We start from the raw sequence: 12,803 nt of genomic DNA, 5'->3' as shown, positions 1-12,803 counted from the left end.
TGGCCAGCGGAGAATCACTCGGGGGCGTTCCTCAGATTCCGTCGACCTCCTGAACTGTCATCGCGGTCACCTGACCGGTCGGTGACAATTCCAGTGTGTAGGGAACGACTTCCTCCCAGTCCTCACGGGCGGAAAGCTCCGCCACATCGCGACTGAAGTGGACGTCGTAGATTACCGCCGTGGTGCTCGGCGCAGACGAACCCGCAGACGAACCCGCAGCCGAAGAGGCCGAAGAAATCACAGCGCTGTTCGCGATGGACACCTCAACACCGGCCACGTGGACAAGTCCCCGGCTATCAAGGGCACGGGCCCGCAGGTTCGCCTGGATGGTGTCCCACTGCCGTGTGGCGGCCCTGGAGAAATTCATCCTCATCGTGGACGCGGTGGCGGGAACTCTCCAGTTCTGTTTCTCACTCGATTCGAGCGCCGCCGCCAGATCCAGGCCGACGTGGTCGACGGCTGCTGCCGGAGTGGTGGCAGCAGTGCCGGGAGCGCCCAGAGCCGGAGGGGAAAGGACAGCTCCGGTGAGCAATCCGGCGCAGACCACCGTGACCATGCTTTTGGTGCGATGTGTTGCCGCCATCCGCGGTACCCCTGTCGGGCATGGGGGCGTTCCGTTGAGCCCCGGATGGGCTCATGGTACAGCTGTTCTCTCGGGACCCAGCCGCTCGGCTGCAACGATTCTGGCGACCTCCGCGTCGCCCAGTTCTGACGAGACCAGGACCACCGGCAACCCTGCCTGCCACGTCTGCGCGGCACCGCCGGCCACGGCCTGATTGAGGGCGCCGCCGGCGGTGGAGATCACCAGCCCTCGTTCGTGGCGAGACGACCGCGAATCTGGCGTGCCGCCGTCGGGCTCTGGTTCTCGGCTTTCCGCCCCATTGCTCTCCGCATCGCGCCATGCGGCGACCAGCTCACGCAGGTCCGTTCCGGGCAGCGGCAAGGGGCACTGATCGGCCTGCATCTGCACCTCGGCGGCATAGTCCAGCGCATGCGAGGGCAGTTCCGCGTTCTGGTCGCTGCTCTCAGTGGCCAGCTCACTGGTGGAGACAGCCCACAGCTCCGCCGGATGGGCCGACCAGTCGTGTGGGGATGCGGACACCACGAGATCGGCGGCCACCTCCATCGCGCCCTCCGGGAGGGTATCCCGGCCACTGCCATCCGCTGCTGTTGCCCGGCCAGCGAAGACCACCCCGACGCCGGCCCGTGCGGCTCCCAGCATCAGCGCCAGTGACTTCCATTCCAGCGGGAGATTGAGGACGACGGTCGACCCGGGGCCGTGGCCCTCGAGATCGAAGAGGTTGGCGGTCTTGGCGCCCCAGTTCGCCAGGACTCGTCCTGAGAGCTCCACCCGGCTCGCATCGGCGGCGTAGTCCACCACCGCCGGTCGAGGTGAGGCGGCGATGGCGTCGAACCACTGACCGGGCCTCCCGCCGCCGGGAGGTACATTCGTGCCGAGGGAAACCATGGGGTGTCCTTTCACCGTGGGTCACTGCGGATGGCCGGGGGTGACAACACGCCCACCGCCGCGTGTCGCTGCGGCGGCGTGTCGGCTCATCCCTGGCTGTTCACCGCCTCCCAGTGTGCCGTCTCCGCTTGACGAACGGCGAGTTACACGGCTGTAATTCACTTGAGGAACGGTCATGGTGACCACGGCGCTTCCCACCGCCCACCACAGTTCCCCGCTGCCGTCACGGTTGTTTCGACCAGACGGATTCGTGCTCGGGCGTGCCCGGGTATGGCGGGGGATGGTCGGAGAGGTGTCAGGAACCCCTGCCCGGTCCGCAGGCACCGGAGACGCCGGTGACGGGATGACCAGCGTGAGAACGGGGAGGATTCACATGGAGAATGCCCAGGCCATAGACGACATCCACGACACTTGGGCCGACCGGTCAGCCGGTCAGCCACGACCGGACGGTCCGTACCCGGGACAGGGTGTGCCCGCCGACTGGTTCCTGGACCCGGCGGATCCGGATGCGGCCCGCCGCCTGCAGGCGGGCACCACTCTCGAGGACCAGGCCACCGCCTTCCTCTCCGAACACGACGTCGCCGATGACGCCGACACTCCGGGTGCGGAGGCCGCTGCCGGAGCCACCGTGACCGCGCTGCATCCCGGAACCGAAACTCCCGATCTGCTGACCCCGGGCACCACGGCGCCCGAGCGTGCCTCCGAAGCCTTCGAGCCCAACGTGTGGCTGGGTCTGCCCGGTCTCGCGGCCCCCCTCGAGGTCGAGGGTGAGCTTGCCTGGCAGGTGGACGCGCTGTGCGCTCAGACCGACCCCGAGTCGTTCTTCCCGGAGAAGGGCGGCTCCACGCGTGACGCCAAGAAGGTCTGCTCGGCCTGCACCGTGCGCAGCGAGTGCCTCGAGTACGCCCTGGGCAACGACGAGCGCTTCGGTATCTGGGGTGGTCTGTCCGAGCGTGAAAGGCGCCGGCTGCGGAAACGGGCGATCTGATTACTGCTCCTGCCACCGTGCCCGGCCCCACCACCGCTCCCGATCGCACGGCTCAGCACGTCACCGCCGTCGTGGTCGTCGACCGGCGGCCCGAGCTGACGGTCGACGCCGTCCAGGCGTTGCTCGAGCAGGACCGCACCCCCGACCGCATTGTCACGGTCGTCGCCCGCCAGACTGCGTTCACCCCCGAGGACGCCGGCGAGAACGCGATCAAGGGTCCCGAGGGCCCCGTGAATCCCGAGGACACCCGCGGCGCTGACGACGCTGTCGGTCTGGACGAGGCCGATGCCGGCGAAACCTCCCGTGACGTGCCCGACCTGCCCCATGTGCTCGGCGTCGTCGCTCGTCTCGCCGACGACGCCGGCATCGCGTACGAATCCCTCCACGCACGGCTCGCCGAGGTCGCGGACCGGCTGCCCGTCTCCTCCTCCCCGGAGAGCAGCTGGCTGTGGTGGATTCATGATGACGCCCGTCCGGCCCCGGACGCCCTGCATCAGCTGATGACGGTCGTGGAGACCTCCCCCTCCGTGACCATCGCCGGCTGCAAACAGGTTGAACTGGACCGGCCCCGTCATCTGCTGGATGTGGGCCTGTCCGTCACGGAGGCCGCCGAGCCCGTCAGTCTGATCGAGCCCGGCGAGCTCGATCAGGGGCAGTACAACGCCCGTTCGGACACCTTTGCTGTGTCCGAACCCGGCATGCTCGTCCGCTCGGACGTCTGGACCGAGCTGGGAGGGTTCGATCCCTTCGGACCGGAGTCGGCCGCCGTCGTGGATCTGTGCTGGCGCAACCGACTCGCGGGGCATCGCGTGGTGGTGGTGCCGAGCGCGGTGGTGGGCCATCTGGGTCACGGAGAGGGCCTGTTCGCCGGCACTGCGGCTGTGCGGGAGTCCTCCCTGTGGTTGCGCCTGAAGCACGCCGCGTGGTGGGCGGTCCCCCTCGTGTGGGTGTGGGGACTGATCACCGGACTCGGCGGATTCGCCGCCGCACTGCTGGCCAAGGAACCGGGCCGTGGCGGCGCTTTTGTGGCCGGAACCATGCGGGCCCTCGCCAGGGTTCTTCCCCTGTCCCGCGCTCGCAGCCGGGCCCGCCGCACCCGGACGGCATCACGCTCGATCGTTGCGCCTCTCAGGGCTCCTCGACGGGATGTTCGCCACTACCGGCGCAGTGTCCTGGATCTGGAATCGGCCGACGAGGTCATCGGCGACGGCACCGGCTCCACCCGGTCCGACAGCGAGGCGACCGGCGGACACGATGACTTCGCCGCCCTGGCCACCCCGGAACGCAATTGGGTCGGCACCGGCCTGGTCCTCATTCTGCTCCTGCTCGGCGGGCTCTCCGTGGTGGGACTGCGCCATCTGCTCGGGGCACCGGCCTTGTCGGGCGGGTCACTGCTGCCGGTGTCCGCTTCCCCGGCCGAACTCTGGAACCACGCCCTCGGCAGTTGGTCCCCGTCCGGCGTCGGCGCCCCGGTGCAGCCCGGACCGTTCGGCGTGATTCTCGCGGTCCTGGGCATCACCGGCCAGGGCTCGCTGGCTCTGCTGTGGCTGAGCATCCTGGCCATGCCGTTGGCCGCCGCCGGAGCGTGGACGGCCGCCGGAGCCGTGGCCCGCAACCGCGGCGTTCGCCTCCTGGCGGCCCTGCTCTGGGGCCTGTCACCGGCACTGTTCACGGCGGTCGGCGAAGGCCGCCCCGGTGCCCTGATCGTCCATCTGACGCTGCCCTGGTTGGCCCTGGCCCTCATTCGTGCCACCGGATCGGCCGCCCTGCGTCGTCCCGACCCCGAGGGAACCACGGTGGACACCCTGGGTGCCCGGAACCGCCCGGGACATCGTGGAGTGGTCTCCTGGACGGCCTCCGGCTGGACCGCACTGCTGCTGGCCGGCCTCGGCGCCGCCGCACCGGCGCTGTTGCCTGTCCTGGTGCTCGTAGTGCTGTTGATCGCCCTGTTGATGCGCCGCCGCGGCCGTGCCCTGTGGTGGACACCGCTGCCGGCCATCGCCCTGTTCCTACCGGCACTGCTCAACCACTGGACCGATCTGCGCGCCCTGCTGGGTGATCCCGGGGTCCCGCAGGCCTATGATCCGGCACCGCTGTGGCAGCAGGTCCTCGGTTTCCCGGTCGCCTTCGCCGCCGACTCCGGTCTGCTGGCCCTGCCGTGGCTCGACACCGCCCTGCCGGGAATGGCCGGCTCTCCGTGGGCGCTCGTGGCCGCCCTGGTGATCGGCGTCCCGGTCGTGATCCTGGCCGTCATCGGCGGCATCCTGACCGGCCGGGTCGGCTGGCTGGCCCGGACGTCGTTGGGCGTCTCGGTGCTGGCGCTGGCCGGGACCGCCGTCGCGCCCATGATCGGTATCGCCCTGGATGAGAACGGCCGACTGGCCACCCTCTTCACCGGGCCTTTTACCTCGACGGCGCTGATGGGTTTGCTGATCGCCGCCGTGTGCGGACTCAACGGCCTGCTCGGACTGCGCGGGCCGCGTGGCGCCGGGCTCAGGGCCGGCCGGACTGCACGCGGCACCGAGGAGCGGCACGGTCCGGTACGGCGCATCGTCGCCGTGGTGCTGGCCGTGGCCGGCTGCTGCTCCGTGGTGCTCTCCGCGGGGCTGTGGGTCATCCCGAGAACCGTGCCGGCGGAGACGATGGACACCGCGGGCACGCAAGCCCTGGACCAGCGTGCCGCCGACGGTGAGAGCGATCCGACCCTGTCCACCCTGGGGACCGACAGCAGGGTGGAATCGAGTCCGGTGCGCTTGCTCCCGGCCACCGCGGCTGATCAGGGCACCAGCCCGCTGGGCACCCGGACCGTGCTCCTGGAACGCCAGGCCGATGAACTGCAGGTCAGTCTGGCCAGCGGAACGGGCCCCACTCTGGACCGGCTGAGCGCCGGCTGGGCGGCTCGCTCCCTGTCCGGTTCCCTGACGAGCCCGACGGCGGCCGCACCGGACCGTGCGGACGAGGCCTTGCGCAGCCTGGCCGCCCAGCTGGTCTCGGGGGCGAACTCGGACCCGCGCCCGGCCCTGGAATCGTTCGGCGCGGCGTTCGTGGTGCTGCGGGATCCCAGCGGCGGAGAACTCGGCACCGCAGCCTCCATCGACGCGGTTCCCGGTCTGGCCCCGGTCGGGCTGACCGATTCGGGCTGGCTCTGGCGGGTGGTTCCCGAGGACGACGGCGGCGTCCCGGTCGCCGGCTCCCTCGGCCTCGAGGACCGGATGGGGTTCTCCACGGCCCGCGTGCGCATCGAGGACGGGTACGGCAACCCCACCCACCTCGTCACCCGCGTTCAAGACCAGGGCACCACCGTGGACACCGATATTCCGAGCGCTGAGGACTCTGCCGGGTCCCGCCGGCTCGTGTTGGCGGAACGAGCCGACGCGGGCTGGCACGCCACTCTGGACGGCAATGACCTGGAACCCGTGTCCTCCGCCGGCAACGGAGACGCTGCGGACACCGGCGACGCCGCCTGGGCCCAAGTCTTCGAGTTGCCGGAGCACGGCGGGCACCTCAGAGTGTGGCACTCGTCGACCGGTTCCGGCTGGATCTGGTGGATTCCCGGGATTCTGCTGCTCTTGGCGGCCCTCTTGGCGATCCCCTCGCCGGCCCGCCGAACCGATACCCGGCAGCGCACCCTGACCGCGGACGGTCTCGGCGAGCCGGGCCCGCTCCACGGATCCATTGACGATCACGGCTTCCACGGCGCCCCTGACGACGACCCGGATTGGACCAGGCCATGACGAGCGATGAACCCACTTCCCGGGGCCAGCTGAAGCGTCAACGGGCGGCCGAAGCCCGGGACCGGAAACGCCAGGCGGCCCTGGACGCCCACGACCGCGGCACTCGTCGCCGGGATCACATCACCGCGGGACTGGCGGGGGCCGGCGTCGTGGTGGTCTTGGCTGTGGCCGTGACGGCCGGAACGCTCGCGGCGCCCCAGTCACCCCAGGTCGACGGCACGGCCGCCCCGGCCAGCCTGAAGGCGGCGGAGGCTCAGGGCGTCTGCCCCGGCCCCCCACGGTTGCCGGCCGGTGCGACGGAAGGGGCCGACACGGAGTTCAGTCCGGTCTCGACCTCGGCCTCGGCGAAGCTGGACTCGGTGCTGTTGTCCGATCTGGCCGGCCGTTTCCCCGGCAGCACCCTCCGTCAGCTCACCGCTGATCCGAACGGTGGGTCGGGCGCGGACGTCGAGGAATTGACCGACTCACTGCCCCAGGACGTTCAGCAGGGCGAGCCGGCGGCGGCCGGTGAGGACGGCGTCCCGGTGCGAGAGGCATTCTCGGAGACCATCGACGCTCCGGGCGGTGACGACGGTCAGGCCTCCGTGGTCGCCGTCGAACCGATCGGCGGCCAGGCAGCACCGGCAGACACCGTCTCGGTGTACTCGGCCGCGGACGGCGACTTGGCGGGCCTGGACGTGAGCTCGTGCGTGACTCCCGCCCATGAACAGTGGCTGAGCGGTATCAACACCTCCGTGGGTTCCACCGCGGTTCTGGTGCTGTCGAACCCGTCCGCGTCGGCCAGCACCGTGGACCTGTCCCTGTACGGCGCCGAAGGACCGGTCGATGCCGCCGGCACTAGTGGCATCGTCCTGGCTCCAGGGCAGACGCAGTCCTTCGTGCTGGGCGGCATGGCCCCGGACGAGGACCATCTCGCCGTGCGGGTCAGCGCTCAGGGCGGTGCCGTGGGCGCCACCGTGCAACAGCACCGGCTCTTCGGCATCACCCCGGGGGGAGTGGAGATCATCCAGCCGACGTCGGCCCCCTCCAGGACCGCGGTGATGCCCGGACTCGTGGTCCCCACGCCGGAGGGAACGGAGAAGATCGTCAGCCAGGATGGCTACGAGGAGGCCGGGCCGGCCGTCTCGATCGCCGCGCCGGGCTCGGCGCTGGGCTCGGGATCGAGTGCGGACGCTGGTTCCGGCACCGGTGCGGAAGTCACCGCCGAGGTCAGCGTGAACGGGCCGGACGGGCCGGTGGAGTTGCCCGACGGCGGCGTGGTCACCCTCAAGTCCGGCTCCACCGTGCGCTACCCGCTGGAGGGCCTTGATCGGGCGAATTACACGGTCACCGTCACCGCAGACGCCCCCGTGGTCGCCAGCGGACAGGGACTCAGCGGCCAGGCTGGTAAGTCGATCGACGTCTCGAATGTGCCCGCCGTGGGCGCCTTCGGATTGGAGCGACTGGTCGCCCGGCCCACCGGGGTGACGTCCAAGTTCGTGTTGTACTCTTCCGCCGGCGGGTCGGCCGAACTCACCCCCGTCTACGCGGACGGCAGTCTGGGGGAGAAAACCGTCCAGGAGATAGGGCCGGAACAGTCACAGACCGTGGACATGGACGGCCTCGGTGACGAAGACCACGAGGTGGTCGGCGTGCTGCTGGACACGGTGGAGGGGCAGGTCCACGCCGGTGTGGCCGTGCGGACCAGTGAGGGCATCTCCACGTATCCGGTGGTGCCCCAAACGCAGCAATCGTCGGGGCTGCCGGTGCGCGTGGGGTACTGAGGTCTACCAGTGGTAGTCGGGGTCCACGGCCTCCGGAGCCATGCCGGTCAGTGAGGCCCACTGTTCCACCACGGAGCTGTACACCAGGTCAGGCAACATCGACGGTGACGGGCACCGGGCCTCGATCGGGCGGCGGTGGATCGTGATGATCGCCGTGCCGTCCGGACCACGACGGACGGAGCCCGTCGGATCGTCGGCGAGTTCGGCTCCCCACACCCGGAACTGGTCCAGCCGGTACTCCAGGTCGTCCGGCACCATGGTGGCGCGGAAACTGGCCCGATCCACCGACGGTCCGCAGACCTCGGCCAGCCGGGACGCCGCGGCCTCCACATGCTCTGCGAACTGCTCCTGGCGGGTCCGTGCCCCGGGCAGGCCGGCCGGCAACAGCGGGCCGCGCAGTCCCCGTCCGCGGCGGTCCCGCCGGGGTGTCCTGGGGTGCGATCTGCTGTGTGACCTGCTGGTCGATGTACTGAATGAGCTGCTGGTCGACGCCATGCCGCCGTCGACTACTGGTTCAACGGCAACCGGTTCGAAGGAATGCATAGTTCGATGCTAGACCCGTGCGGACGTACTGTGTACTGGACACGCATGGGAGTGGACACGGACCGGACACGCGTCCGTGCCGGTGTGTGCGGGGAATCGCTCGGAGCGAGCGGTAGGGTGGTCTGCCGTGGGATCGATGCGACAGTGCTCCAAGACCAGCTGCCAATCTGCGGCCGTGGCAACGCTGACGTACAACTATGCCGACTCCACGGTGGTGCTCGGACCGATGTCCCAACGCGCCGAACCGCACACCTACGACCTGTGCGAGAAGCACTCCCGGAGCATGACCGCCCCGAAGGGCTGGGAGCTGTTGCGCCTCCAGGCGCCGGAGAGTGCTGAGCCGCCGGCCCCGACCGAGCCCGACGATCTGCTCGCCTTGGCGCACGCGGTCCAGGAACCGGGAGAGGGCAACGAGGCTCCGGTTGATTCGGGCGGTTCGGGTGGCTCGGGTCATCACGGTGGTCACACGGGAAGCGTCTCTGCGCCGCCGTCGCGTCCGCGGATCAGCCGGGGCACCGAGCCAAATACCGGCCCGCGCCCCGATTCGCTGGGGTCCGTCAACGGCGAATCCTCCGCACGTCCAGGCCGGCCGACACTGCGACTGCTGCGCGACTGAGAGGTCAAGGGTGTGGCCGCGCTAAGCTCCAGCCCTTGACCGTGCGCGCGAGTGGTTTGTTGTTGAGCTGGCCGGTACGTTCGTCGATGGGGAACGCTGGACCGCACCGGTACGAGAGTTCGGGCCATGGCAGAACGAGTCGTACAGCAAGTGCCGGGCCGGATGGCCCGGTTCAGGCGTCACCAGCCAATGACCTTCGCCGACGGGACTGCACAGATCGATTACCACGGCGGTGAACAACCATGAACCGATATCAACCTTGTCCATGAGGGTGGAGGCGCGCTGGATTCCCGACCGACAGCACAACGTGCAGTATGGCCAGACTGGATCCGCCGTCCTCATTGTCTATTCGAGAAGATTTCGGCATCCAAGCCCTGACATGCCGCGTGGGTCATGTTTGAATGGGCGGCACCAGAGCATCCGGCACAAACTGCGTTGACATACATGCGTAGACCCTGGTTGCAGTGTCGATTCGTTAGGAAAGTGAGAGAGTCATGTTGAAGAAAATGTCTGAGATGGGCATCAAATCGGAACACCTCTACACCGCCGGCTTCGCTTCCATCGGAATGACGTTCCTGTCTTGGGCCATCTCCCGGGGTAAACCAGATGATTCCAGGTCACAGTCCGACCGTTGGGGCCTATTCGTGGGGGAATGGACCCCGACGTTCTTTGCCCTCGGTGTGGCGATGAAACTTGAAGAGACCAAAAGGTAGCCATCAGCCGGCCTTGAACGGCCCGGCGTGACCGCGTTCAGCTAAGAACGTCCATCGATAACGCTCAGTTCGCGCGCGTATCGGCGTCTAGCCCTCGGCCGATTGTTGCCGAGGGCTAGACGAGTGTATGACGTGGTGGCCCCGAAGTGTGGGCGACCACTGAGGACGGTCCAGACGTTAGCGTGCGCGCTAGATTGTCTGCTCTTTGCGGTCCTCTCCTGGAGTTTATGAGTATGTCAACGCGTCACTCCGGCGTAAGGTCCTTTGCGGTGAACCCGTGTCTGCGTGTCAACCGCTGGCTCCAACTCGTGCCTCTGACCCGCACGCCAGAACGGTAGGTACATTGCGCCTAGGATGGACCCATGACCCAGAATTCTGCTGACAGTGCCCCCAGCCAGTCCGGTGTTCCGGCCAGCAATCCCGGCAGTCATCCCGCAAGCAGTCCTGCTTTCGCCAACCGGGTGACGGTGCCGGGCGCCGGCTTCGACTTCGCGGTCCGCGACCTGTCCCTGGCCGAGGCCGGCCGGCACCAGATCCGCTTGGCCCAGCACGAGATGCCCGGTCTGATGGCGCTGCGCGAGGAGTTCGGCGAGAGCCAGCCGCTCAAGGGGGCCCGCATCGCCGGTTCGCTGCACATGACGGTGCAGACCGCGGTGTTGATCGAGACCCTCACCGCCCTCGGCGCCGAGGTGCGTTGGGCGTCCTGCAACATCTTCTCCACCCAGGACGAGGCGGCCGCGGCCGTCGTCGTGGGTGATGGCACCCCGGAGCAGCCCAACGGGGTTCCGGTGTTCGCGTGGAAGAACGAGACGCTGACCGACTACTGGTGGACCGCCTCGCAGATCCTCATCTGGCCCGGTGCCGATGAGAATCCCGAGCTCGGCCCCAACATGATCCTCGACGACGGCGGCGACGCCACCATGCTCGTGCACAAGGGCGTGGAGTTCGAGTCCGCGGGCGCCGTCCCCAGTCCGACCGCGGACGATCCCGAGGAGTACCAGGTCGTCCTCGAGACACTCCGCGCGTCGTTGGCTCAGGATCCGCAGCGCTGGACTCGCATCGCGAAGGAGATCCGCGGGGTCACGGAAGAGACGACCACGGGGGTGCACCGGCTCTACCAGCTCGCCGAGACCGGCCAGTTGCTCTTCCCGGCCATTAACGTCAACGACTCCGTCACCAAGTCCAAGTTCGACAACAAGTACGGCATCCGCCACTCGTTGCCGGACGGCATCATGCGCGGCACCGACGTGCTCATCGGCGGCAAGACCGCGGTGGTGTGCGGCTACGGCGATGTCGGCAAGGGCGCCGCTGAGGCCTTCCGTGGTCAGGGCGCGCGGGTGGTGATCACCGAGGTGGACCCGATCAACGCCTTGCAGGCGGCCATGGACGGTTTCCAGGTGGTGCGTCTGGACGAGGTCATCGACACCGGCGACATCTTCATCACCACCACGGGCGGCAAGGACATCATCATGGCCGAGGACATGGTGAAGATGAAGGACAAGGCCATCGTCGGCAACGTCGGCCACTTCGACAACGAGCTGGACATGGCCGGACTGGCCAAGGTGCCCGGCGTGGTCAAGACGGAGATCAAGCCGCAGGTCCACGAATGGACCTTCGATGCCGGTCGGGACAACGAGCGCTCCATCATCGTGCTCTCCGAGGGACGGCTGCTGAACCTGGGCAATGCCACCGGCCACCCCTCGTTTGTCATGAGCGCCTCTTTCACCAACCAGGTGATGGCCCAGATGGAACTCTTCGCCCGCCACGGCTCCATGACGGGGCTGGAGTACGAGAACCAGGTCTACGTGCTGCCCAAGGTGCTCGACGAGAAGGTCGCGCGCCTGCACCTCGAGGCTCTGGGCGCGCACCTGACCGAGCTGTCCAAGGACCAGGCCGGATATCTCGGCCTCGACGTCGCCGGCCCCTACAAACCAGACCACTACCGCTACTAACCCCCCCCTCTCTCTGGGCGCAAAGTGACCCCACCCCCGCCGTTGTGACAGGGTTTCGTCACTTTGTGCCCGGCGGGGTGCCCCGCTGGTGGGGCGCTTCACCGCGCTCATCCTGTTGGCACTTCGCTGCGTACTGCTGGGCACAAAGTGACCAGCAGGCGTCACAACGGCGGGGGCAGAGTCGCTTTGCGCGTGGGGCGGGTGAGTGGGCAGGTCAGGTGAACGGGAGAGTGTGCAGGCGGTCGGCGGAGGCTTCGGCTATCTCGTGGTGGCGGGACAGCAGCCGGTAGTCGCGGTTCCGCCGCTCGGCCACCACGGCCAGCAGGAAATCCTCGAGCCCGACGCCGGCCGGGGGACCGGGTGCCACGAACGGCGCCACCTGCGCGGCGAGCCGCTGCAGCGTCTGCTGCCGGGTCACCGGCGGCACGGTGGACGAGTGCCGGAGGAACTGCGTCACGGAGGCGACCAGAGCATCCGGGAGACGGCCGACGTCGGCCACCTCGGCCCAGTGCTGCATCGAGGCCGGGACCCCGGGCAGCGGGGCGGGCACCTTCCGCTGGCGTTCGATGACCACGCGAGTTCCGGCGACCATGTCGGCCAGTCGCTTGCCTCGTTCATTGGCCATTGTGGCGATGAGTGCGACAGACCCAGCAGTCATCCATAGCTCGAAGACGCCCAACAGCACGCGCACGAGTCCGTGCCGGGAACGAACCGCGCCGCCGTCGTCACGGACCACGCGCAAGCCGAAGATCAACTTGCCCACCGAACGGCCGCGGCTGAGGGTCTCCACGGCGGATGGGATCCCGATCAGGCAGGCGATGCCCAGGACGAGCAGCACGGCCTGAGCGGCGGCCTCGTCGAGCTCGTTGAAAATGGTGGCGCCGAGCGCCCAGCCCGCCCCGACGAAGACCAGCACCAGGACCAGTCCGTCCAGGAGTGCGCCGGCGGCCCGGACCACGAACGACGCCGGACGCAGTTGCAGGACCACGGCCTCGCCCGTCACCACCGTTGCGCTCACGTGCCCAG

Annotated in this window: 9 protein-coding genes; 5 read left to right on the top strand and 4 right to left on the bottom strand. The window is 68.7% G+C overall.

The window, feature by feature from the left end:
* Positions 1-31: 31 nt before the first annotated feature.
* A complete protein-coding gene (locus tag ACFQQD_RS12220) occupies positions 32-583 on the bottom strand; it encodes a hypothetical protein (protein WP_378089704.1) in 552 nt (183 codons plus the stop codon).
* A gap of 51 nt (positions 584-634) precedes the next feature.
* Positions 635-1,468: a TIGR03089 family protein gene (locus ACFQQD_RS12215; protein ID WP_378089702.1), complete on the bottom strand. Its 834-nt coding sequence runs from the start codon at positions 1,466-1,468 to the stop codon at positions 635-637.
* Between the two features lie 373 nt (positions 1,469-1,841).
* On the opposite strand from ACFQQD_RS12215, the gene ACFQQD_RS12210 reads away from it, so the two are divergent.
* The 3 genes from ACFQQD_RS12210 to ACFQQD_RS12200 are packed head-to-tail and all read left to right on the top strand — an operon-like array spanning position 1,842 to position 7,953.
* A complete protein-coding gene (locus tag ACFQQD_RS12210; RefSeq protein WP_378089700.1) occupies positions 1,842-2,456 on the top strand; it encodes a WhiB family transcriptional regulator in 615 nt (204 codons plus the stop codon).
* Between the two features lie 17 nt (positions 2,457-2,473).
* Positions 2,474-6,190 (top strand): glycosyltransferase, encoded by a 3,717-nt coding sequence (locus ACFQQD_RS12205; RefSeq protein ID WP_378089698.1) that lies wholly within the window; start codon positions 2,474-2,476, stop codon positions 6,188-6,190.
* Positions 6,187-7,953: a DUF5719 family protein gene (locus tag ACFQQD_RS12200; protein ID WP_378089696.1), complete on the top strand. Its 1,767-nt coding sequence runs from the start codon at positions 6,187-6,189 to the stop codon at positions 7,951-7,953. The genes ACFQQD_RS12205 and ACFQQD_RS12200 overlap by 4 nt, the downstream gene beginning before the upstream one ends.
* 3 nt (positions 7,954-7,956) lie before the next feature.
* On the opposite strand, the gene ACFQQD_RS12195 is transcribed toward ACFQQD_RS12200, so the two are convergent.
* The gene (locus tag ACFQQD_RS12195; protein WP_378089693.1) at positions 7,957-8,496 is read right to left on the bottom strand and encodes a metallopeptidase family protein; all 540 of its coding nucleotides are present in this window, start codon (positions 8,494-8,496) and stop codon (positions 7,957-7,959) included.
* A gap of 136 nt (positions 8,497-8,632) precedes the next feature.
* On the opposite strand from ACFQQD_RS12195, the gene ACFQQD_RS12190 reads away from it, so the two are divergent.
* Together ACFQQD_RS12190 and ahcY are read left to right on the top strand one after the other, a co-directional pair.
* A complete protein-coding gene (locus ACFQQD_RS12190; RefSeq protein WP_378090126.1) occupies positions 8,633-9,112 on the top strand; it encodes a DUF3499 domain-containing protein in 480 nt (159 codons plus the stop codon).
* Positions 9,113-10,187: 1,075 nt separating this feature from the next.
* A complete protein-coding gene (gene ahcY / locus ACFQQD_RS12185; RefSeq protein WP_378089691.1) occupies positions 10,188-11,777 on the top strand; it encodes an adenosylhomocysteinase in 1,590 nt (529 codons plus the stop codon).
* Positions 11,778-11,991: 214 nt separating this feature from the next.
* On the opposite strand, the gene ACFQQD_RS12180 is transcribed toward ahcY, so the two are convergent.
* A complete protein-coding gene (locus ACFQQD_RS12180; protein WP_378089689.1) occupies positions 11,992-12,795 on the bottom strand; it encodes an RDD family protein in 804 nt (267 codons plus the stop codon).
* Positions 12,796-12,803 lie beyond the last annotated feature (8 nt).

Origin of the sequence: Citricoccus sp. GCM10030269 (assembly GCF_042665635.1) — a bacterium.
Taxonomy (GTDB): domain Bacteria; phylum Actinomycetota; class Actinomycetes; order Actinomycetales; family Micrococcaceae; genus Citricoccus.
The sequence above is the reverse complement of the archived record's forward strand: the minus strand, read 5'-3'. Positions and strand labels throughout refer to the sequence as shown.

Coding starts and splice junctions, on each gene's coding strand:
- ACFQQD_RS12215 (WP_378089702.1), bottom strand. CDS start 1,468: ATGGTTTCCCTCGGCACGAATGTACCTCCCGGCGGCGGGAGGCCCGGT.
- ACFQQD_RS12200 (WP_378089696.1), top strand. CDS start 6,187: ATGACGAGCGATGAACCCACTTCCCGGGGCCAGCTGAAGCGTCAACGG.
- ahcY (WP_378089691.1), top strand. CDS start 10,188: ATGACCCAGAATTCTGCTGACAGTGCCCCCAGCCAGTCCGGTGTTCCG.
- ACFQQD_RS12220 (WP_378089704.1), bottom strand. CDS start 583: ATGGCGGCAACACATCGCACCAAAAGCATGGTCACGGTGGTCTGCGCC.
- ACFQQD_RS12190 (WP_378090126.1), top strand. CDS start 8,633: ATGCGACAGTGCTCCAAGACCAGCTGCCAATCTGCGGCCGTGGCAACG.
- ACFQQD_RS12210 (WP_378089700.1), top strand. CDS start 1,842: ATGGAGAATGCCCAGGCCATAGACGACATCCACGACACTTGGGCCGAC.
- ACFQQD_RS12195 (WP_378089693.1), bottom strand. CDS start 8,496: ATGCATTCCTTCGAACCGGTTGCCGTTGAACCAGTAGTCGACGGCGGC.